At 66.9% G+C, this 20,707-nt stretch carries 20 protein-coding genes, 1 tRNA gene and 1 other RNA gene; 14 read left to right on the top strand and 8 right to left on the bottom strand.

What is annotated here, in order from left to right:
• Positions 1-30: 30 nt before the first annotated feature.
• The 3 genes from TPAU_RS15200 to TPAU_RS22450 all read left to right on the top strand — a co-directional run bounded on the left by TPAU_RS15200 (position 31) and on the right by TPAU_RS22450 (position 4,077).
• Entirely contained in the window at positions 31-2,979 is a 2,949-nt protein-coding gene (locus tag TPAU_RS15200) for a UPF0182 family membrane protein (protein WP_041945132.1), read from the top strand.
• A 111-nt stretch (positions 2,980-3,090) separates the two neighbouring features.
• Positions 3,091-3,164, top strand: a tRNA-Met gene (locus TPAU_RS15195).
• A 118-nt stretch (positions 3,165-3,282) separates the two neighbouring features.
• Positions 3,283-4,077 carry a glycerophosphodiester phosphodiesterase gene (locus TPAU_RS22450; RefSeq protein WP_013127637.1) on the top strand — a complete coding sequence of 265 codons (795 nt, stop codon included), beginning with the start codon at positions 3,283-3,285 and terminating at the stop codon, positions 4,075-4,077.
• A gap of 89 nt (positions 4,078-4,166) precedes the next feature.
• Here TPAU_RS22450 and TPAU_RS23195 read toward each other — a convergent pair whose 3' ends face one another.
• Positions 4,167-4,331, bottom strand: a complete 165-nt coding sequence (locus TPAU_RS23195; protein ID WP_222836874.1) for a DUF6924 domain-containing protein — start codon at positions 4,329-4,331, stop codon at positions 4,167-4,169.
• 71 nt (positions 4,332-4,402) lie between these two features.
• On the opposite strand from TPAU_RS23195, the gene TPAU_RS15185 reads away from it, so the two are divergent.
• Both TPAU_RS15185 and TPAU_RS15180 read left to right on the top strand, forming a co-directional pair.
• Positions 4,403-4,963: a sugar O-acetyltransferase gene (locus TPAU_RS15185; protein WP_041945131.1), complete on the top strand. Its 561-nt coding sequence runs from the start codon at positions 4,403-4,405 to the stop codon at positions 4,961-4,963.
• 144 nt (positions 4,964-5,107) lie between these two features.
• Positions 5,108-6,067: a sulfite exporter TauE/SafE family protein gene (locus TPAU_RS15180; RefSeq protein ID WP_013127635.1), complete on the top strand. Its 960-nt coding sequence runs from the start codon at positions 5,108-5,110 to the stop codon at positions 6,065-6,067.
• 4 nt (positions 6,068-6,071) lie between these two features.
• Here TPAU_RS15180 and TPAU_RS15175 read toward each other — a convergent pair whose 3' ends face one another.
• From TPAU_RS15175 to hisN, 6 genes are all read right to left on the bottom strand, one after another.
• Entirely contained in the window at positions 6,072-7,307 is a 1,236-nt protein-coding gene (locus TPAU_RS15175; protein ID WP_013127634.1) for an MFS transporter, read from the bottom strand.
• A gap of 76 nt (positions 7,308-7,383) precedes the next feature.
• Complete coding sequence (locus TPAU_RS15170) at positions 7,384-7,707, bottom strand: transglycosylase family protein (RefSeq protein ID WP_013127633.1); 324 nt, start codon at positions 7,705-7,707, stop codon at positions 7,384-7,386.
• A gap of 480 nt (positions 7,708-8,187) precedes the next feature.
• Entirely contained in the window at positions 8,188-9,543 is a 1,356-nt protein-coding gene (locus tag TPAU_RS15165) for a cryptochrome/photolyase family protein (RefSeq protein ID WP_013127632.1), read from the bottom strand.
• 92 nt (positions 9,544-9,635) lie between these two features.
• Positions 9,636-10,871, bottom strand: a complete 1,236-nt coding sequence (locus TPAU_RS15160; protein WP_013127631.1) for an acyl-CoA dehydrogenase family protein — start codon at positions 10,869-10,871, stop codon at positions 9,636-9,638.
• Positions 10,872-10,904: 33 nt separating this feature from the next.
• On the bottom strand, positions 10,905-12,281 hold the full coding sequence (locus tag TPAU_RS15155) for an acyl-CoA dehydrogenase family protein (RefSeq protein WP_013127630.1): 1,377 nt from the start codon (positions 12,279-12,281) through the stop codon (positions 10,905-10,907).
• A gap of 134 nt (positions 12,282-12,415) precedes the next feature.
• Complete coding sequence (hisN, locus tag TPAU_RS15150) at positions 12,416-13,213, bottom strand: histidinol-phosphatase (RefSeq protein WP_013127629.1); 798 nt, start codon at positions 13,211-13,213, stop codon at positions 12,416-12,418.
• A 79-nt stretch (positions 13,214-13,292) separates the two neighbouring features.
• On the opposite strand from hisN, the gene TPAU_RS15145 reads away from it, so the two are divergent.
• The 8 genes from TPAU_RS15145 to ssrA all read left to right on the top strand — a co-directional run bounded on the left by TPAU_RS15145 (position 13,293) and on the right by ssrA (position 19,155).
• A complete protein-coding gene (locus tag TPAU_RS15145) occupies positions 13,293-13,685 on the top strand; it encodes a hypothetical protein (protein WP_013127628.1) in 393 nt (130 codons plus the stop codon).
• 2 nt (positions 13,686-13,687) lie between these two features.
• Positions 13,688-14,803 carry a peptide chain release factor 2 gene (prfB, locus tag TPAU_RS15140; RefSeq protein ID WP_013127627.1) on the top strand — a complete coding sequence of 372 codons (1,116 nt, stop codon included), beginning with the start codon at positions 13,688-13,690 and terminating at the stop codon, positions 14,801-14,803.
• On the top strand, positions 14,793-15,722 hold the full coding sequence (locus TPAU_RS15135; RefSeq protein WP_013127626.1) for a mechanosensitive ion channel family protein: 930 nt from the start codon (positions 14,793-14,795) through the stop codon (positions 15,720-15,722). The genes prfB and TPAU_RS15135 overlap by 11 nt, the downstream gene beginning before the upstream one ends.
• A complete protein-coding gene (locus TPAU_RS22960) occupies positions 15,719-16,201 on the top strand; it encodes an Rv3103c transmembrane domain-containing protein (RefSeq protein WP_147291100.1) in 483 nt (160 codons plus the stop codon). The genes TPAU_RS15135 and TPAU_RS22960 overlap by 4 nt, the downstream gene beginning before the upstream one ends.
• 27 nt (positions 16,202-16,228) lie before the next feature.
• A complete protein-coding gene (gene ftsE, locus TPAU_RS15125) occupies positions 16,229-16,918 on the top strand; it encodes a cell division ATP-binding protein FtsE (protein ID WP_013127624.1) in 690 nt (229 codons plus the stop codon).
• A 40-nt stretch (positions 16,919-16,958) separates the two neighbouring features.
• Positions 16,959-17,864 (top strand): permease-like cell division protein FtsX, encoded by a 906-nt coding sequence (ftsX, locus tag TPAU_RS15120; RefSeq protein WP_013127623.1) that lies wholly within the window; start codon positions 16,959-16,961, stop codon positions 17,862-17,864.
• Positions 17,865-17,965: 101 nt separating this feature from the next.
• Entirely contained in the window at positions 17,966-18,445 is a 480-nt protein-coding gene (gene smpB / locus TPAU_RS15115; protein WP_013127622.1) for an SsrA-binding protein SmpB, read from the top strand.
• Positions 18,446-18,784: 339 nt separating this feature from the next.
• Positions 18,785-19,155, top strand: a transfer-messenger RNA (tmRNA) gene (ssrA, locus tag TPAU_RS22445).
• Positions 19,156-19,419: 264 nt separating this feature from the next.
• On the opposite strand, the gene TPAU_RS15110 is transcribed toward ssrA, so the two are convergent.
• Positions 19,420-19,776, bottom strand: coding sequence for an ArsR/SmtB family transcription factor (locus TPAU_RS15110; protein WP_013127620.1), 357 nt, complete (start codon positions 19,774-19,776; stop codon positions 19,420-19,422).
• A 127-nt stretch (positions 19,777-19,903) separates the two neighbouring features.
• On the opposite strand from TPAU_RS15110, the gene TPAU_RS15105 reads away from it, so the two are divergent.
• Positions 19,904-20,662 carry an MFS transporter gene (locus TPAU_RS15105; protein WP_049825862.1) on the top strand — a complete coding sequence of 253 codons (759 nt, stop codon included), beginning with the start codon at positions 19,904-19,906 and terminating at the stop codon, positions 20,660-20,662.
• Positions 20,663-20,707: the final 45 nt, after the last annotated feature.

Here is a 20,707-nt window from a genome sequence, read left to right as displayed (position 1 = left end):
CAATTCCGTCAAATCCGTACAGTGGAACCCGTGACGACTCCTCGTGCTGCGAGCATCCCCTCCTTGTCGAGGCGGGCCAAAATCCTCATCGGGGTCGCGGTGGCGCTGCTCGCGCTGCTGCTGATCGGCCCCCGGGTGGTGGACGTGTACACCGCCTTCCTCTGGTTCTCCTCTCTCGGACATGCGGACGTGCTGCGCACGGTGCTGTTCACCCGGATCGCGTTGTTCGTGGTCACGGGGCTGATCATGGCGGCGTTCACGTTCGCCGGGCTGTGGCTGGCGTATCGCGTGCGCCCCGCCTTCCTGCCCTCACCCACCGACGATCCGGTGGTGCGCTACCGCGCCGTGGTCACCAGCAAGCTCAAGACCTTCGCCATCGTCCCGCCGCTGCTGGTGGGCTTGATCGGCGGCATCTTCGGACAGTCGGCATGGCAGCAGGTGCTGCTGTTCCTCAACCGGCAGCCGTTCGGCACGACCGACCCCGAGTTCGGTAAGGACATCGGCTTCTACGCCTTCACTCTGCCCTTCATCGAGTTCGCCCTCGGCTTCGTGTTCGCCGGCCTCGTGGTGATGTTCCTCGCGAACGTGCTGGCGCAGTACGTGTTCGGTGGTATCAGGCTCGCGGGGCGCGACGGCTCGCTCTCCCGTGGCGCACGCATCCAACTGGCCTCGATCGCCGGTGCCTTCCTGCTCGCGAAGGCCGTGGCGTACTGGTTCGACCGGTACGCGCTGGTGTACTCGGAGCGCTCGAACATGTTCACCGGTGCCGGATACACCGACATCAACGCGATGCTCCCGGCGAAGGCGATCCTCACCGGTATCGCGATCATCTGCGCCGCCGCCTTCTTCGCGGGCATCGTGATGCGCGACCTCCGCGTCCCGGCGATCGCCACCGTGCTCATGCTGTTCTCCTCGCTCGTCGTCGGCGTCGGCTGGCCCAAGGCGGTGCAGACCTTCACCGTGGGCCCCAACACCGAGCGTGAGCTGCCGTACATCGCCCGCAACCTCGAGTCGACGAAACAGGCGTACGGCCTCACGGACGCCAAATACGAGAAGACCGACTCGAAGGTCACCGACGAAGTGCTCCAGACGCTCACGCCCAAGGACGCACCGTCGCTGCAGAACGTGCGCCTGCTCGACCCGAACGTGGTCTCGCGCGCCTTCTCCACGCTCAACCAGCTCAAGGAGTACTACCGCCTGCCGGATCAGCTGGCGGTCGACCGCTACGACGTGGGTGGTCGCCAGACCAATGTGCTCATGGCGCCGATCGAGCTGAATCCGGAAAAGACGCCGACCGACTGGACCTCGCGGCACATGGTCTACACCCACGGGAACGGTCTGATCACGGCTCCCGCAGGTGAGGTGAACCAGGTGGTGACAGAGGCCGGACGCGATGCGGTCAACACCGCCGGCGGCCAGCCCGTTTTCACCCGCGACGGCGTGGGCAACAAGCAGACGGTCAAGCAGAACCGCATCTACTACGGCGAGATCATCGGTTCCGACCCGAACTTCTACTCGATCGTCGGCAGCAAGGGCGAGCCGCGGGAGTACGACAGCGATACCGAGAAGTCCCGCTACGACGGCGGCGGCGGCGTGAACGTGGGCTCGTGGCTGCCGCGACTGGCGTACGCGATCAAGTTCACCGAGCGGAACATCCTGCTGAACCCGAACATCGGTGAGGATTCGAAGATCATCTACCAGCGCGATCCGCGCGACCGGGTCAAGCAGATCGCGCCCTTCCTCACGGTCGATACGAAGACCTACCCGGTGGTCGACTCGAAGTCGGGCCGCATCGTGTGGGTGGTCGACGGCTACACCACGCTGCCGAAGTACCCGTACGCACAGCAGACCTCGCTCTCCGATGCCACCGGCTCGCGACAGCAGGTGGCGCCCGGGCAGCCGCAGCAGCGGCGCCAGCCCGACGAGAAGGTGGGGTACATCCGCAACTCGGTCAAGGCCACCGTCGACGCTTACGACGGCTCGGTGAAGCTGTACCAGGTCGACAACGACGACCCGGTCCTCAACGCCTGGAAGCAGATCTTCCCCGGGGTCGTCCAGAACGGTGACGCGGTGCCCTCGGAGATCCGGGAGCACTTCCGGTACCCGCAGGACCTTTTCGAGGTACAGCGCTTCCTGCTGCAGAAGTACCACACCAGTGATCCGAACACCTACCGCCAGCAGAACGACGTGTGGCAGGTGGCCGGTGCGCCGGCGGACACCCCCGACAAGGACGGACTGCAGGCGCCGTACTACTCGGTGGCTGCGGCGCCGGGCGGCGGCGCGACGCAGTTCCAGCTCGCCTCGCTGCTCCAGCCACGCGATCAGCCGTATGTCGCGGCCAGGGTGTCGGTCTCGTCCGACGGTGACGACGCCAACCGGATCATCGTGCGCGATATGCCTCGTCGTACGCCGGGGCCGAGCCAGGCGGCCGATCTGATCAAGGGCTCGCCGCCGTACACCGCCGATAACGCGAACATCAAGGCGCTCAATCCGCGCTTCGGCAATCTCCAGGCCCTCGGGCTGGCGAACGGCGGCCAGGTGTACGTGTGGCCGATGTACGCGCAGAGTAGCGAGCAGAACACCCCGCCCAAGCTGATCAAGGTGCTCACCCTGAACCCGGTCACCTCCGGTGCCGGTTACCAGCCGACGGTGGCGGCCTCGCTCACTCAGGCCGGTTTCCGCGGCGTCGACGCGGCACTCGCCGCCGCCGCGCCGGGCGTCAGCGGTGGCGGGCCGAACGAGACCGTGCCGGGCGGTACGCCGGCAACGCCGGGAACGCCCCCGGTGCCGGCGACGGTGCCCGGCGGCGACACTCCGGAGATCCAAGCCGCGGTGAAGGCCGTGTCGGATGCCTGGGGAGCCGTGCTCAGCGCCCAGCGCAACGGCGATCAGGTGGCTGTCGGGCAGGCCATGCAGCGGCTCGGCGATGCCGTGTCGAAGCTGCAGGATGCCGAGACGAAGTCGCGGGGCGGCAACTGATTTCGGCTCCCGGGCCGGCGCGTGAGCGACCGCGCCGACCCGGGAGACGGGCATCACGTTCAAACGATTTGCACTTCGTGAGCAGGTTCCAGTAACGTGGTGTTCACCCAACGCGGGGTGGAGCAGCTCGGTAGCTCGCTGGGCTCATAACCCAGAGGTCGCAGGTTCAAATCCTGTCCCCGCTACTAGGTCGAAGACCCCCGGAGAAGTCCGGGGGTCTTCGCATTTCTCGGTCAAGACCCACGTTCACCCCGGTGGAAAACCGTCTGCAAGACAGCGCGCAACCGGATGTAGCGTCGGGGCATGCCTGATGGATCTGCGGTCGCTGTCATCGCCCATCGCGGTCTCGCTGCTGACGCGCCGGAGAACACTGTCGCTGCAATCGAACGTTCAGCCGAACTCGGCGTCGATGGGGTCGAGGTTGACCTCCGGGTTACTGCAGACGGGCACCTTGTCGTGATGCATGACGAGACAGTGGACCGAACAACCGATGGACGCGGGCGTGTAGACGAACTCACGCTCGATGAGGTCATGTCCCTGGACGCTGGAAGTCATGCAGGACGGCGGTTTCGCGGCGAGCGTGTGCCGACTCTCGCCACGGTGCTTCAGACGATAGCGTCGACGGATTTGCACGTCTTACTGGATATCAAGGATTGCCCGGACAGCGTGAAGCGAGATGCGCTGGCTCTGGTCGAACGGATGGCACTTGCGGAGCGAGTCATTCTCGGCCCACGGACGTTGGCCGATCTAGGCGAGTTCACCGCGATTGACCGTGGCCTACGAACCCTCGCGCTGGTGCCGGGGCGTACCGACCTGCCTCCGGACTTCTCCGAGATCGACGCGTTTGTGCGGGGCGGTGCGGATATGGTCCGCCTGTGGCCGTCATGGATTCTCACCGATGATGACAGCGGGGCCGAACTTGTCGCGCGGGTTCATCGGAGGGGAAAGTCGGTGTGGACGTGCGCAGACACGTTGTATGGCGACATCAGCGCAGACGACCCTGTGTCCGATTTTCGGCGACTCGTGGGTATCGGCGTAGCGGGGATCATGACCAATCTTCCGAGTGTGTTGCAGCCCATCGTTGCTGACGTCTCCTAGAGGGGAGCGGCGGGCGGCTCAGGCCGTCCGAGAGTTCGAATCGAACGATTGGGTGGTGGCATTCACCTGCCACTACGTCTTCGCGTTGCTCAGAAGCCGCGGAAGACCCCGTCGGCGTCGAGGGCGCCGAGAAAGTCCCACCAGTCCATGTTCGCGATGTCGATGTTGTTCTCGACGGACCAGACTTCTGAGGGGACCAAGCGGAACGGAACCAGTTCGGGCTCGTCGACGCCGAAAACGAACGAGGAGACCATCACGGCGGTTGCAAGTGGGGAGCATACTGCTCAATCGTCGGTACGGTCGGGGAGTGAGCAATGCGCAGCGGATGCTGAGCGGAGAGCGCTATCTCGACAGCGACCCCGAGTTGGTCGCGATGCGGAAGGCCTGTGGGCGCCTGCTGGACCGGTTCAACGCGACCGGGGCCGATGAGGACGCTGAGCGCGCCGCGATCCTGCACGAGCTGCTGGGCGGCCTCGGCGCGGGCTCCTGGATCATGCCGCGTTTCCAGTGCGATTACGGCACGAACATCACTATCGGCGCCAACAGCTTCCTGAACTACGACGCGATACTGATGGACTGCGCGTCGATCACCATCGGTGACGACTGTTCGATCGGTCCCCGGGTGCAGCTGCTCACTGCCGTGCATCCGGTCGAGGATCACGCGGCGCGCCGGGCGCGCTGGGAGACCGCGGAGCCGATCACGATCGGCGACAACGTGTGGTTCGGCGGGGGAGTGATCGTGTGCCCCGGCGTGACGATCGGGCGCAACGCCGTCGTGGGGGCCGGCAGCGTGGTGACGCGCGACCTTCCGGACCACGTCGCGGCCGTCGGCAATCCTTGCCGGGTGGTTCGCACGCTTCCGGAGGAGCGCCCCCGCGAAAACTGATTGCGCGCACTAAAGGCCTGGTCGCGGGCGGTATTGCGATCACGGTGAACCGGATTGTTCCGCTCCGGCGGGCGCGGCGGCACAGTGGCGTGTCATACGCGGACGAGTCCCCTCGTCCGGTGCGCAGCCTCGAGGAGATCACCCATGCCTACCCTGCTCATCGTCGCGTTCGTGGGCCTGCTCGGTCAGCTCGTGGACGGCAGTCTCGGAATGGCGTTCGGCGTCACCGCCACCACCTTCCTGGTGGCACTGACGACGCTGTCGCCCGCCGCCATCAGCGCGACGATCCATTTGGCGGAGATCGGCACCAGCGCCGTCTCCGGTGCCTCGCACTGGCGCTTCGGCAACGTCGACTGGAAGGTGGTGCGCCGCATCGGTATCCCCGGTGCGATCGGCGCCTTCGTCGGTGCGACGGTGCTCTCCAATCTGTCCACCGAGGTCGCGAAGCCGCTGATGTCGGTGATCCTGCTACTACTCGGTCTGTACGTGTTGCTGCGCTTCACCTTCCGCGGGATCGACACCAAGAACTTGGGGCGCCCGCTCAAGTCCCGGTTCCTGGCTCCGCTCGGACTGTTCGGCGGTTTCGTCGATGCCACCGGCGGCGGAGGCTGGGGGCCGGTCGGCACGCCCGCCCTGCTGGCCTCCGGCCGAATGGAACCGCGCAAGGTGGTCGGCACCATCGACACGAGTGAGTTCCTCATCGCTCTCGCGGCCTCACTCGGCTTCCTCGCCAACCTCGGCAGCGAAGGCGTGAACTTCGCCTACGCCGGAGCGATTCTCGCGGGCGGCGTGATCGCTGCTCCGATCGCGGCGTGGCTCGTGCGGCACTTCCCGCCCCGGTTGCTGGGTGCCTCCGTCGGTGGCCTGATCATTCTCACCAACGCCCGGACCCTGATCGGCAAGAGCGGTCTCGCGCTGGACCCGGGCCTGCAGCGCGTGGTCTACGCCGTGATCGTCGCCGGATGGATCGCGGCCTTCGCGTACTCCTTCGTTCAGTACCGCCGTGACGCGAATCTCGAGTCCGCGGATTCGATCACCGAGATCGCCGAGCGCAATGCCGGCGAGCGCCGAGCCGGCGACGAAAAGGCCACCGTCCCCGCCTGATCCGTCAGCGCGCTGGTCGCGGAATCCACGTGGTGAGTGATGCCGGGCCCGCCCCGCGGTCCAACGACCGGACGAACACGAGGCACCCGAACCCGGACAGCACCGTCGCCACGGAGAACACCACGGGATAGCCGAGGACGTCCCCGAGCGCCGCGGCCGCGACCCCGGCGATGCCCTGCGCGCCGACCACCGCGCACGCCAGCAGGGTGTAGTCGGCGCCCGCGTGTTCCTCCTCGCTGGCGTCCATCATCAGGGTGAACAGTGCGACGGTCGCGGCGCCGCCGAGGATGTGTTCGGCGAGCGACGCGGTGACGATCAATGCGTAGCCGCCGATGCCGATGGCGGCGGCGATGTAGAGCAGGATCGCCGCGGTCTGAAACACCCCGCCGAACACCAGGGCGGGGCGGCGTCCGTACCGGAACGCGAGCCACCCGCCGGCGGCCGATCCCGCCAGTGCTCCCGCGGAGCTCAATGCTCCGTTCACGAGGGCTATCTGCTGCAACGTGAGTCCGGAGTCCTTGAGAAACGGTCCCGCGACCGACGAGGCCATGGCGTTACCGAACTTGTAGGCGGCCAGGAGTGCGATGAGGGCCACCACACCGGGTCGGCGAAGGCGCTCCCACCACGCGCTCGCGAGGTCCGCCCGTCGGCTGTCGCCGACGGGGCGTGCGACCGGGTCGTCGTCGCGCACCAGGAGGACGACGGGGACCGTGCACAGCAGGATGAGGCCGCCGAGGCTGAGCAGCAGGACCCGCCAGCCGGCCTCCGCGTACACCCACAGCAGTGCGCCGCCGCCCACGATCATTCCGATGCGGTAGGCGCCGGTCTGGATGGCATTGCCGAGTCCCCGCTCGCGGGGACCCAGCATGCGCACCGCGAGGCCGTCGGTGGCGACATCCTGGGTGGCGGAGAGGAGGTTGATCACCGCGATCGCGACGAACAGCCAGCGCAGCGACGCCGACAGGTCGGCGGTGGCCAGGAGGAATGCGGTTCCCGCTGCTCCGAGCTGCGTCGCGAGCAACCATCGCCGCCGGGTGCCGAACCGATCGACGGCCGGGGCCCAGAGGAATTTGACGCCCCACGGCAGGTACAGCAACGAGGTGAGGCTGATCGCGGTGAGCGAGTAGCCCGCATCGCGCAGCATCACGGGGACGGCCTGCGTGAAGAAGCCGAAGGGGAGGCCCTGCGCGAAGTACAGGCTCGTCAGCAGGATCAGGACGCCGGGACGGACCACGCGCACGATTGTGTCAGGTCACGAAAACGCCTGTGGCGGTCGATTCCGGGGAATCGACCGCCACAGGCGTGGGGGAAGCGTATTAGCCGCGACCGCCGCAGCTCGGCCATGCGCCGATGCCCTGCGAGGCCAGAACGTTCTCGGCCACGCGGATCTGCTCGGCACGCGAGGCGTTGTGCGGCAGGCCCGAGCCGCCGTTGGCGCGCCAGGTGGACGGGCTGAACTGCAGGCCGCCGTAGTAGCCGTTGCCGGTGTTGGTCGACCAGTTACCACCCGACTCGCAGGCGGCGATGGCGTCCCAGTTGACGCTGCCGGCATTCGCGGCGCCGGTGCCGAACGCAACCGGAGCGGCGACGATCGCGCCGGAGATGGCCATCATGCCCAGGGTCTTGCGGATGTTCTTCAAGGGGTTCCTTTCGCCTTGCGCACGCCAAGACACAGCCCGATTGGGGCAGAGGTGTCGGGGAAGATATGGACCGTGCCTTCTCTGTCGGGCACGGCAGTGGGCTGACAAGACTCGGTCAACCGACGGATCGACGTGGTGCGTCGCATTCCTCGGTCCGGCGCCGGGATCTCGATCACTTCGGCGGCGGGCCCACTCACACGCGGGTTCGTGGATTCAGTTTTGTCCCGCCGAGCGGGTCGAGAGAGACACTAGGTGCTGGACGCGCGTCCGTCATCCCGCCGCGAACCGGTCGCGGTTTGGTAACGGTCCGGTCACGATTGCCTGTGATTCCCCTTAGGTCCAGGTCAGCTCGACGAAACGCAGGAGACCTTCGCGTATGCAATGACCTGCGGAAAGTGACGGGACTCACAGGAAAAAAGTGATGCCGGTCACTCCGGAGTGATGGTCACGGACAGGTGAACGACGGGACGCCGACGGCACTCACTTGCCCCGGACTGTGCCGTACCGCGCCAGCGTCACCGCGCGCTCCTCGGCGTGGTCGACGATCGGGGCCGGATACCCGTGCGCGTAGCCGTCGGTGTGCTTCCACGGCGCGAGCGCCGCCGCACCGTCGAGATGCCGCAATTCGGGGACGTACCGGCGCACGTAGTCGCCGCGTGGATCGAACTTCTCCGCTTGCGTGGTGGGGTTGAACACGCGGAAGTACGGTGCGGCGTCGGTGCCGGTACCCGCCACCCACTGCCAGCCGTGCGCGTTGGACGCGGGATCTCCGTCGAGCAGCAGGTCCAGGAAGTGTGCGGCGCCGTGTGGCCACCAGACGTGGAGGTCCTTGCTGAGGAAGCTCGCCACCACCATCCGTACCCGGTTGTGCATCCAGCCCTCGGTGCGGAGCTGTCGCATGCCCGCGTCCACCAGTGGGTATCCGGTCGCGCCGCGCTGCCACGCCGTGAAGTCGGCGCCCGGCGGCGTGTATTCCAGGCCGGCGAGGGCCTTGGTCAGATCGGTGCGGAGCGAGTCCGGATGGTGGTAGAGCACATCGGCGTAGAAGTCGCGCCAGCACAACTCGGAGGCGTACTTCGCGGCGCCGTCGCTCGACCCGAGTCCGGTGAGCAGGGTGCGCGGATGTACGGCACCCACCTTGAGGTACGGCGACAATCGCGACGAGGCGTCGTGATCCGGCCGGTCCCGATCCTGCGCGTAGCGCGCCAGTTCGTCGGTGCGGAAGCGGTGCCACCGGTCGAGCGCCGCGCTCTCGCCCGCCGGCGGCAGTGGCACCGGGGAGGCCTCCACCATCGCCGCTAATGAACGACGCTCCGCCGCGCCGCCGGCAGGTGGCCTCGCCCAGTGCACCCGGTCGGGGAGTTGTGCGGGTGCGGGCCACCGGTGTTCACGCCATGCCCGCTGGAAAGCGCCGAACACCCGGTACGGCGTGCCGTCCGATTTGACGATGCGCCCCGGAGTGACGGCGTACGGTGATCCGGTCTCGACCCAATCGATCCCGTGCTCCGCCAAGCGGTCCCGGATCGACGCATCACGACGGCTCCCGAACGGGGTGGTCTCACGGCTCACGTGTACCGCGGTCGCTCCCGTCTCGAGCGCGACGGCGAGCACCTCCTCCACGGGGGACCCTGACCGGAGGCACAGCTCGCCGCCCAGCTGATCGTCGAGGGCGAGCACGTTCGCCGCGTACCAGGCCTCGCGCGGACGCGCACCGTCGTGCAGCAGAGCGGGATCGAGCACCACCAGCGGCAGAACCGGCCCCGCCGCCGCAGCCGCGCACAGCGCGGGATTGTCGCCCAGGCGAAGATCCCGCCGGGCCCACCAGATCACCGTCACAGGGCAGACCTCCGGATGCGCACAGGGTAACGCTACAGACGACGAACGGGGCGCCGCCAGACGGCGACGCCCCGTAGGTCCTCTACCCCGGTCTACTTCAGCTGCGAGCTGTTCAGGTCCAGGTGCCGGCGGGCGATGATCAGCTGCTGGATCTGCTGAGTGCCCTCGAAGATGTCGAGGATCTTCGAGTCGCGGGCCCACTTCTCCAGCAGAGTCCGCTCCGAGTAGCCCAGGGCGCCCGCGAGTTCCACGGCCTTGAGGGTGACATCGGAACCGACGCGGCCGGCCTTGGCCTTCGCCATCGAGGCGTTCATCGAGTTCGGGATCTTGTTGTCGGCCATCCAGCCCGACTTGAGCGTGAGCTGGTACGCGGCCTCCCAGTCGGACTCGAGGCGGATGAACTCGGCCGCGGCGTGCGGCAGCGTGTTCACGGGTGCGTCGTAGTCGATCGCGATGCCCGCATCCTCGAGCACGGTGCGCAGTTCCTCAAGCGAGGCCCGGGCCACACCGATCGCCATGGCGGCCACCAGCGGACGCGTGTTGTCGAAGGTCTGCATGACCCCGGCGAAGCCCTTCTCGACGTTCACCTCGGGGCTGCCCAGGATGTTCTCGAACGGGATACGGCAGTCCTCGAACCGGATCTCCGCGGTGTCGGAGGCCTTGATGCCCAGTTTGTGCTCGAGTCGGGCCACGGTCACACCGGGGTGCTCGCGGGGAACCACGAAGGACTTGATCGCGGCGCGGCCGGCACTCTTGTCCACGGTCGCCCACACCACGATGTGGTCGGCGCGCGAACCCGAGGTCACGAAGATCTTGGTGCCGTTGAGGACCCATTCGTCTCCGTCGCGGGTCGCGGTGGCGGAGACGGCGGCCGAGTCGGAACCGAAGGAGGGCTCGGTGATCGCCATCGACGCCCACACCTTGCCGAAGCGCTCGAGCTGCTCATCGGTGGCGACCGCAGCGATCGCGGCGTTGCCCAATCCTTGATACGGGAAGGCGAGCATCAGACCCGCATCGCCCCAGCACATCTCGATCGCATTGATGATCGATTCCATGGTGCCGCCGTTGCGGCTACCGGCGGTCACATCGGCCGGCTTGGCTTTGGGGGCCTCCTCGTCCTTCTGCCGATCGCCGCTCGCCGCCGACGGGGCCTGGCCCGCATCGGCCAGTCCGTCGTAGAGCGCGGCGACCGTGTCGAGCTCCTTGGGGTACTCGTGCTCGGCGAGGTCGTACTTGCGTGAGATGGGTCGGAAGATCTCCGCGGCGGCCTGGTGCGACATCTCGGCCGACGCCTTGAGCTTCTTGGGAAGTTCCAGATTGATTGCCATGGTGGTTCTTTCAGTGTCAGAAGTCGAAGAGGCCTAGAGGACGACGACGCCCTCGGCGATGCCCACGCCGCGCAGGTCGCGGTACCAGCGCTCCACCGGATGCTCCTTGGTGAAGCCGTGGCCGCCGAGCAGCTGCACGCCGTCGAGGCCGATGCGCATGCCCTTGTCCGTCGCGAACTTCCGCGCCAGCGCGGCCTCGCGGCCGAAGGACAGGCCCTGCTCGGCGCGCGAGGCGCCGCGCCACACCAACAGCTCCAGCCCGTCGATCTCGGTCGCCATATCGGCTACCGCGAAGGCGACGGCCTGACGGTGCGCGATCGGCTCACCGAAGGCCTCGCGCTCCTTGACGTACGGGGTCACGTAGTCGAGCACCGCACGCGAGGTGCCGAGCGCCAGCGCCGACCAGCCGAGGCGGGCCAGGCGCACCACGTCGGTGTAGTTCTGGGTGGCGGTGTCGAGGTCGACCTCGCCCAACAGAGCGCTCGACGGGACCTTGACGTTGTTGAGGTTCAGGCGGCCGAGCGACGCGGCGCGCAGGCCCATGCTCGGATCGCCCTCGATGATGACGCCGTTCGTGCCCGACTCCACGATGAACAGCGCGGGCTTACCGTCCAGCTCGGCGCCGACGACGAACAACTCGGCGCTCGCAGCCTGGGGGACCATGGACTTGACGCCGGTCAGCACGTACCCGCCCGCGGTGCGGGTGGCCTTGGTGGACAGCGCGAACGGATCGAACAGTGCGCCGGGCTCGGCGATCACCACGGAGGACTGGGGCACCTTCTCGCCCGCGTACTCCTTGAGGTAGGTCTGCTGCTGGCCGTCGGAGCCGAACTGCGCCAGCGTGACCGCCACACCACTGGGTGCGAGGATCGGTAGCGCGAGGCCCATGTCGCCGTACGACAGCGCCGATGCGACGAGTGCGTTGGTCACGGCGCCGCGGTCGGAACCGGCACCGTCGAGCTCCTCCGGCACGTTGATCAGCGTGATGCCCAGCTCGGTGGCCCGCTCGAGGAGCGAGTCCGGTGCGGCGGTCGCGGCGTCCGCGTCGAAGGCCGCGGGCCGGACGATCTCGGCGGCGAAGTCCTTGACCGTGTCCACGATCATCTTCTGCTCGTCGTCCGGGGTCAGGTCGTAGTTGGACTTCGACGTCGAATTCAGGCGCTTGGGCTTGCCCGTGCTGGTGACCGCCTGGAAGGTGCGATTGGCGGCGCCGAGTGCCTTGAAACCGGTCTTGGTGCCCTCATAGGCGAAGCGGTTCACGAGATCGTGCAGGCCACGGTTCTGTACGAACGGGGTCTGGACCACGGCCATCAGGGCGCGGATCAGCTGGCCTGTCGGGTTCCGTCGGATCGGGTTCTTCCCGATGGCGCTGGTGTCCCGGGGTTCGGTTGACGTGCTCATCTCCACCATCTTGTCGTCGTGGCGGCCTCGCTGCGGGGAGCTGTTCCCAGCCCGTCGGCCGCCAACTTACTCTTGAGTCAGGTACGACCTTACTCCGCGGTAAGATAACTGCCAAGAGGTGGGACGAAACAGGTGTCGGTGTGTCAGTCGCGCAGGCGGGCGAGCACTTGCGGATGCAACGCGGGGTTGGCCGCCACGGCGGATCCGGCGTGCGGTCCCGGAGTGCCGTCGGTACCGGTGAACAGGCCGCCCGCCTCCCGGACCACGATCTCCACGGCGGCCAGGTCCCACAGTGAGACCTCGGGCTCGACAGCGACGTCGACCGCGCCCTCAGCGACCAGGCAGTAGCTCCAGAAATCGCCGTACCCCCGCAGTCGCCAGGCATCGTCGGCCAGCGCGAGGAAGCGGTCGCGCGCCGCCCGATCGGCGAAATAGGACAGATCGGAGAACGAGATCGATGCGTCGGCGATCCGCAGCACGCCCGAGACGGAGATCGGGACCGGCGTGCCACCGTCGAACTGCGCGAAGGCGCCGGCCCCGGCCGAGGCGAACCATCGCCGGCGCAACGCCGGTGCGGAGACGACGCCGACCGTCGGCACCCCGTCCTCCAGCAAAGCGATCAGGGTGGACCACACCGGGACCGCGCGGACGAAGTTCTTGGTGCCGTCGATCGGGTCCAGCACCCACTGCCGCCCGGCGAACACGGCTTCGCCGCCGAATTCCTCGCCGAGCACCGCATCACCGGGTCGGTCCGCCGCGAGCCGCTCCCGGATCAGCGTCTCGGTGGCGAGGTCGGCATCGGAGACCGGCGTCAGGTCGGGCTTGGCGTCCACCTTCAGGTCGAGCGCTCCGAAGCGCGCCATGGTCAGTGCGTCGGCGGCGTCCGCGAGGGCGAGGGCCAGCTGAAGGTCGGGATTCGGGTTCGACGGTGCACTCGGCATAGGTGCACGGTAATCGAGTCGATGGCCCCGGTTCGTCGCGCGCCCCACAGCGGTGCGCACCGTCGGTAATCTGGACATCATGGAGTTCATCTGGATCGCGTTCCTGGCCGTGGTGGTCGCCGCGCTGGTCATCGGTTGGCAGCGCTCGAAGAAGTCCGCCGCCGGTACCGCGCCGGCCGGGCCGGGCCTCGAGGACGGTGTGCTCACCCTCAGTGGGGTCAGTCCGCGTCCGGTCGAGGCCGATCAGAAGGGGCAGGCGTTCGTCACCGTGTCCGGCAGCATCGCCGGGCCGAGTACGGCGCCCACCGCGGTCTACCGCCAATTGGTGGTCGATTTCGCTCAGCGCTGGCCCGAGGTGGGCGACCAGTGGCCCGTCTACTACAAGGTGGGCAAGGTCGATAGCTCGTGGCAACTCGGTAGTCTTACGCCGCCGCCGGACTCGTATGGCCCGCCCGAGCAGTATCCTGGATAACTGTGCAACCTGACGTGATCGCTGACATCGAGAGCCTCGAAACCACCCTGCAGACGGTGGAGAAGGTGATCGACCTCGACGAGCTGCGCCGCCGCGTCGACGAACTCGAGCACAAGGCCTCCGATCCGGAACTGTGGAACGACCAGGCCAACGCCCAGCAGGTCACCAGCCAGCTTTCGCACGCGCAGTCCGAGCTGCGCCGGGTCACCGATCTGCGGCAGCGGCTCGACGACCTGCCCGTGCTGTACGAACTGGCCGAGGCGGAGGAGGGCGACGACCTCGCCGCCGCGCTCGAAGACGCCGATGCCGACCGTGCCAAGCTGCGCGGGGAGATCGAGGCCATGGAGGTCAAGACCATGCTCTCGGGTGAGTACGACGCCCGCGACGCACTGGTCAATATCCGTGCGGGCGCCGGCGGCGTCGATGCCGCGGACTGGGCCGAGATGCTCATGCGGATGTACATCCGGTGGGCCGAGAAGCACGGCTACGGCGTGGAGGTCTACGACACCAGTTACGCGGAGGAGGCGGGTCTGAAGTCCGCGACCTTCGCGATCAAGACCGACTACGCCTACGGCACGCTCTCCGTGGAGATGGGCACCCACCGCCTGGTGCGGATCAGCCCGTTCGACAACCAGGGGCGACGGCAGACCTCGTTCGCCGAGGTCGAGGTGCTGCCCGTCGTGGAGACCACCGACCACATCGATGTCGACGAGAACGAGGTGCGCGTCGACGTGTACCGAAGCTCGGGTCCGGGCGGCCAGTCGGTCAACACCACCGACTCCGCGGTCCGCCTCACGCACATCCCCACCGGCATCGTGGTCACCTGTCAGAACGAGAAGAGCCAGCTGCAGAACAAGGTCGCCGCCATGAAGGTGTTGCAGGCCAAGCTGCTCGAACGTAAGCGCCAGGAGGAGCGGGCCCAGATGGACGCGCTCAAGACGACCGAGGGCGCATCGTGGGGCAACCAGATGCGCTCCTACGTGCTGCACCCGTACCAGATGGTCAAGGATCTGCGGACGAACTACGAGGTCAACAATCCGTCGGCTGTGCTCGACGGCGACCTGGACGGCTTCATCGAGGCCGGTATCCGATGGCGAATGCGTGGCGATGACGACTGAGACGCTCGAACTCGCGATCACGTTCCCCGATTCGACGGGGTGGCGGTTGCTGATGTTCGAGCGGGTTCTCCCGATAGCCCTGTGGTCGATCGCGGCCGTCCTGGCGAACCGCTTCGTGAACTGGGCTTCCGCGCGTGTCACCATGCGGATCGACGCCGAGTTCAAGAACAGCGACTCACTGGTCCGTTCCGAATCGGCGAAGCATCAGCACGCCGTGATCCAGGTGATCAGCTGGGTGGCGATCGCCGCGATCTATCTGCTCGCGGGGTATCAGATCATCGTGGCGCTCGGCGTGCCGATCACCGCGCTGGTCGCCCCCGCCACGGTGATCGGCGCCGCGCTGGGCTTCGGCGCGCAGCGCGTGGTGCAGGATCTGCTCGCCGGGTTCTTCCTGATCACCGAGCGGCAGTACGGGTTCGGCGACGTGGTGAACCTCGCGCTCACCGGCGGTTCGACGGCGGAGGGCACCGTCGAGGACGTGACCTTGCGCGTCACCAAGCTGCGCAACACCGACGGCGAGGTGATCACCGTCCCGAACGGACAGGTGGTCAAGGCCACCAACCTGTCCAAGGACTGGGCGCGTGCCGTGGTCGACATCCCGCTGCCCACCACTGTCGATCTCGGCAAGGTGAACGCGCTGCTGCACACCGTGGGGGAGCGCGCCTTCCAGGATCCCTACATGTCCACCCTGCTTCTCGATGAGCCCAGCGTGATGGGCGTCGAGTCGATCGACCTCGACCAGGTGAACATGCGCATGGTCGCGCGGACGCTGCCCGGCAAGCAGTTCGAGGTGGGCCGGAATCTGCGCGAGCGGATCGTGCGCAGCCTGGCCACCGCGGGCATCTCCGTCGAGCCGCTGACCGACACCGTCGATCCACGCACCGAGACACCGCAGGGCGGGGAGAAGGCGGCCACATGACCGACCAGAAACCGCTTTCGCCGCCCCTGTGGGACCGGCTGCCGAAGTACATCCGCGGCACTCGTATTCGCACCAGCACGGCCATCCTGGTGGTGCTGTTCGTGGTGCTGATGTGGTGGTATCAGGATCTGCGCACCCAGTTCGTGCCGGCGGAAGAACGCCGGACCGGTCAACCGCCGGCCTCCACATCCACGGAGCCGACGCCGCCACCGTGGTTCTCCGAGACCACGACCTACAGTCGCCCCGTCAGCACGCCCGCCTCGTCGTCCCGGCCGTCCGGTTCACCCTCGTCCGGGCCATCGGTCTCCGGCAGTGCCGCTCCGCGCTCGGGTGAGTCGACGGTGAGCGGCACGGCACCGTCGGGCACCACGACGGTGACCAGCGCCCCGAACCCGGCCACACCGCCGCCGTTCCCCGGGCCCGGGCCCGAGACCACGACGCCCGGCGGCGCACCGACAACAACGGTTGCACCGAGTTAGGGCCCGTCGTCAGTACACTGGGCGACCGTGATCACGCTCCAGAACGTCACGATGAAATACAAGGCGTCGGCCCGGCCGGCGCTGAACGACCTGTCGCTGAGTATCGGCAAGGGGGAGTTCGCCTTTCTGATCGGTCCCTCGGGATCGGGCAAATCGACGTTCTTCCGGCTGCTCCTCAAGGAGGACAAGCCCACCGCCGGCGACGTGTACGTGGGCGACTTCCACGTCAACAAGCTGTCGGGCCGTAAGGTGCCGCAGCTGCGGCAGTCGCTCGGCTGCGTGTTCCAGGACTTCCGTCTGCTGCAGCAGAAGACGGTGGCCGAGAACGTGGCCTTCGCCCTGGAGGTGATCGGCAAGCCGAGCAACGTGATCGACCGGACGGTGCCGCAGGTGCTGGACTACGTGGGCTTGGGCGGCAAAGCCAATCGCATGCCGAACGAGTTGTCGGGTGGCGAGAAGCAGCGCGTGGCCATCGCCCGCGCGATCGCCAACCGGCCCTTGCTGCTGCTCGCCGACGAGCCCACCGGCAACCTCGACCCGGATACCTCCGCAGAGATCGTGGACGTGCTCGACCGCATCAACCGGTCGGGTACCACCGTGGTGATGGCCACCCACGACCGCCACATCGTGGACTCGATGCGGCGCCGCGTGATCGAGTTCCGCCTGGGCGACATCGTGCGTGACGACGCCACCGGCGTGTACGGCCTCGGCCGCTGACCGCCCGCTGATTTCAGACGAATCCGAAGGACTGATTGCCGTGCGTGCCAGCTTCATCACCAGCGAGGTCGCTACCGGCCTGCGCCGGAACGTGAGCATGACCATCGCCATGATCCTCACCACCGCCATCTCGCTGGGCATGTTCGGCGGCGGCCTACTGGTGGTCCGGATGGCCGATAAGAGCCAGGACATCTTCCTCCAGCGCGTGGAGATCCAGGTGTTCGTCGACGACAAGGTCGCCGCCGACGACCCCGACTGCCAGAAGGCCGTGTGCCAGGCGATCGAGACCACCCTCAAGCAGCAGCCTGGCGTCGATTCCGTGGACTACATCTCGCAGGCGCAGGCTGTGAACACCGCGAAGACGAAGACCTTCGCGGAGCAGCCCGACCTGGCGGAATTGGTGCGTCCCGGTGTGCTCCCGGCGTCGTTCAAGGTGCGGGTCGACGATGATTCCAAGTTCTCCGCGGTGATCGACACCGCCAAGGCGCAGCCGGGCGTGACCGATGTGCAAGACCAGCGCAAGCTGGTCGAACGGGTCTTCTCCGTGCTCAACGGCGCCCGCAATGCCGCCTTCTTCATCGCGCTGATCCAAGCTGTGGCCGCGGTCCTGCTGATCGCCAACATGGTGCAGGTGGCCGCGTACACCCGGCGGACGGAGGTGTCGATCATGCGCCTGGTCGGCGCCAGCCGTTGGTACACTCAGCTCCCGTTCCTGCTGGAAGCGATGTTCGCCGCCGTGATCGGTGCGGTACTCGCCATCGGCGGGCTGTTCGCCGGCAAGACCTTCTTCTTCGACCGGGCGTTGCGTGAGTTCTACGGCGTCAACATCCTGGCGAGGATCACCACCACCGATGTGTGGCTGGTGTCCCCGTGGCTGATCCTCACGGGTGCGCTGGGCGCCGGGCTCACGGCGTACCTGACGCTGCGCTTCTACGTGCGCGAGTAGCCCGGAGCGAAACTCGCTTTCCCGCCGTCGGCGGCCGCCCGTAGAATGGGTTGGTTGTCCGCCACGGGCATCGTCCGTATGAGATCGAAAGGGAACACGAGATGGCGAAGGAGAAGGGGCGCTCGGTGATCGCGAGCAACCGCAAGGCGCGCCACAACTACGCCATCCTCGACACCTTCGAGGCGGGCGTGGTGCTGGTGGGTACCGAGGTGAAGGCCCTGCGTGAGGGTAAGGCGTCGCTGGTCGACGCGTACGCCACGATCGACGACGGCGAGGTGTGGCTTCGGGGCCTGCACATCCCGGAGTACGGGAACGGCTCGTGGACCAATCACACGCCGAGACGCACCCGGAAGCTGCTCATGCATCGCCGCGAGATCGACTCGCTGACCGGCAAGGTGCGCGAGGGGAATCAGACGTTGGTGCCGCTGTCGATGTACTTCAGCGACGGCCGAGTGAAGGTCGAGTTGGCGCTCGCCAAGGGCAAGCAGGATTACGACAAGCGGCAGGACATCGCCCGCCGCACCGCGGAGCGCGAATTGGTGCGTGAGTTGGGCCGTCGCGTCAAGGGGATGCGCGGATAAATATTCAGCGGTCGCGCTTGGGCGTGGCGCGTTGCCTCGGCGACCGGTGGGGCGTTCACTAGAGGACAGAGTTACTCATGTGACTCCTGTGACTCGGGTGGAGGTGTCCGATGAGCGTCGAGAACAAGATCAAGATCAAGTCGTGGGCGCGTCGAGCCGGAGCGGTGCTACTCACCGTGCTCGCCAACATGACCGCCTCGTCGACCAGCATGCGAGTGCGCCTGACCTGAGCGTCTCCTGTTCGCCGGCGGGAAAACCGGTGGACGCGTCGCGGGTCGGGTGGGGTACTCTGGAGTCTCCACCCCGCAAGGGATGGGCTTCCGCTGAGGCGGACGATGAGGGGCCGATCGGTTTCGACTTCGTTTGTTGACGCGGGGGAAGCGTGCCGGTGCAGGCTGGAGACCACCGTAAGCGTCGCAGCAACCCTATAAGCGCCGATTCCAATCAGCGCGACTTCGCTCTTGCTGCCTAAGTAGCAAAGCGAGTCTGTCAGCCCGGGTTCGCCCTCGGCCCGGTTCCTGGCATCAGCTAGAGGGATTCACCTCACGGTGCGGTCGCGGCATCGTGAGGGACATCAAACAGCGACTGGGATCGTCATCCTTGCTCGTCCGTGAGACTGGGAGATCCGAGTAGAGACACAGCGGACTGCGCACGGAGAAGCCCCGTAGAAATGACGGAGGACCCGGGTTCAATTCCCGGCGGCTCCACGAGAGTGCCCCCGGCCCCAGGTCGGGGGCACTTTCATGTCGGGCCTCAGAGCAGGGCACTCCGTCGCGGTCCAGCTTCGGTCGGAGGCGACGGCCCGGCCAGGCAATCTCCAGCGTGTACATCGTTGTATTCGTGGGTGAGCTCAGTCCGAATGGCATGGCAATGAGATTCGCTCACGAGGCGGCCGTGCCGCGACGCGGGCGATCGCCGAGCTAAGACGACCGGCGGTCAGGCTTGGTGCAGCTCGGCGGCCCGGTCTCGACGAGTCAGGCGTCCCGGTCCGAGCGGGTAGCGAGAGCGATTTCGCCCTGTTCGGCTCTGCTCACCTTGAGCACACTGTCGAGCAGGCCGGGGAATCGGTCGTCGAATTCTGCTCGTCGCAGTGAAGCGCTCTGTTGCTGCCCGTTGTGGGTTCGTCGAATCAGGCCGCACTCGCGCAGCACGCGGAAGTGGTGCGAGGCGTTCGACTTGCTGATGCCTAGAGTCTCGTAAATCCGCCAGCACTCCATCTCGCCCTGATCGCCGAGCAGTGTGACGATTCGGAGCCGGAGGGGGTCGCTCAGGCCGTTCATGACCTGGGCGAGCGACACCTCGCTGAGTTCTGCGTGGAACGGATCTCTCACACGTACTAACCTAGCACTCGGACGATAGTTCAAAAACGTTTGAACCCCCTCCGTTCGACGACGTAGCGTGGTCGGCATCACAATTCTTTCTATTTCAATGGTTCAACGACTGTCATACCGTTAGCTCATGAACCCTAGAATCTATCTCCTCGCCTTCGGTACCTTCACCGTCGGCACCGAGGGCTATGTGATTGCCGGAATCCTGCCTGAAGTCGCCGCCGACGTTCATGCCTCGGTGGCGCTGTGTGGTCAGCTCGTGACCGTGTTCGCCCTGGTGTACGCACTCGCGGGGCCGCCGCTGATCGCGCTCTTCCATCGTGTTCCGCCGAAGACGCTGCTTGTAGGAGCGGCGATCGGCTTCGCCTTGTCGAACGTTCTCGCGGCAGTCGCGAGCAATTTCGCCGTGCTCACCGTCGCCCGCGTGGCGGCTGCGGTGACCGCGGCGCTCTTCGCCGCTCCGGCGGCCAGCGCGGCCGCCGCCCTGAGCAAACCGGAGGACCTGCCGCGAGCCATCGCGGTCACCGCGAGCGGGAACGCTCTGGCGCTCACCGTCGGCGCCCCGATCGGAACGGTGATCGGCGCGCTCGTTGGCTGGCGTGGCGCCTTCTTGTTCGTTGCTGGATTGGCCGTGGTGTCGGCAGTCGGGGTGTTCCTCTGGTTGCCGACGGTGCCGGTCCCGGCAGCTTCGACCGGGCGGCTCAATCTCCTGCGGAGTGCCCCGATCAGGTGGGGTCTCGTCACTACGTTCGGACTGTTCTTGGCCGCGTATTGCACGTACACATACCTCGCGCCCATTGTGGGTGGTTGTGACAGCTTGGGTAGGCCCCGGTTCGACGGCTTGACTTGGACCCGTTTGCGACTCGCCGGTGGTGTTGCGGCGGTTTGATCTGGCCCCATCTGATGGTTGCTCGTGAACATCGTTTCCGAGCTG

It is taken from the genome of Tsukamurella paurometabola DSM 20162 (genome assembly GCF_000092225.1).
GTDB lineage: Bacteria > Actinomycetota > Actinomycetes > Mycobacteriales > Mycobacteriaceae > Tsukamurella > Tsukamurella paurometabola.
Note: the sequence above shows the minus strand (reverse complement) of the source record. Positions and strands in the feature narration are given on the sequence as shown.

Bases quoted from the DNA above. Each gene is read 5' to 3' on its own strand.
- TPAU_RS22450 (WP_013127637.1), top strand. From the start codon at position 3,283: ATGCCTGATGGATCTGCGGTCGCTGTCATCGCCCATCGCGGTCTCGCT.
- TPAU_RS23195 (WP_222836874.1), bottom strand. From the start codon at position 4,331: ATGGTCTCCTCGTTCGTTTTCGGCGTCGACGAGCCCGAACTGGTTCCG.
- TPAU_RS15185 (WP_041945131.1), top strand. From the start codon at position 4,403: ATGCTGAGCGGAGAGCGCTATCTCGACAGCGACCCCGAGTTGGTCGCG.
- TPAU_RS15180 (WP_013127635.1), top strand. From the start codon at position 5,108: ATGCCTACCCTGCTCATCGTCGCGTTCGTGGGCCTGCTCGGTCAGCTC.
- TPAU_RS15160 (WP_013127631.1), bottom strand. From the start codon at position 10,871: ATGGCAATCAATCTGGAACTTCCCAAGAAGCTCAAGGCGTCGGCCGAG.
- TPAU_RS15155 (WP_013127630.1), bottom strand. From the start codon at position 12,281: ATGGTGGAGATGAGCACGTCAACCGAACCCCGGGACACCAGCGCCATC.
- hisN (WP_013127629.1), bottom strand. From the start codon at position 13,213: ATGCCGAGTGCACCGTCGAACCCGAATCCCGACCTTCAGCTGGCCCTC.
- TPAU_RS15145 (WP_013127628.1), top strand. From the start codon at position 13,293: ATGGAGTTCATCTGGATCGCGTTCCTGGCCGTGGTGGTCGCCGCGCTG.
- TPAU_RS15135 (WP_013127626.1), top strand. From the start codon at position 14,793: ATGACGACTGAGACGCTCGAACTCGCGATCACGTTCCCCGATTCGACG.
- TPAU_RS22960 (WP_147291100.1), top strand. From the start codon at position 15,719: ATGACCGACCAGAAACCGCTTTCGCCGCCCCTGTGGGACCGGCTGCCG.
- smpB (WP_013127622.1), top strand. From the start codon at position 17,966: ATGGCGAAGGAGAAGGGGCGCTCGGTGATCGCGAGCAACCGCAAGGCG.
- TPAU_RS15105 (WP_049825862.1), top strand. From the start codon at position 19,904: ATGAACCCTAGAATCTATCTCCTCGCCTTCGGTACCTTCACCGTCGGC.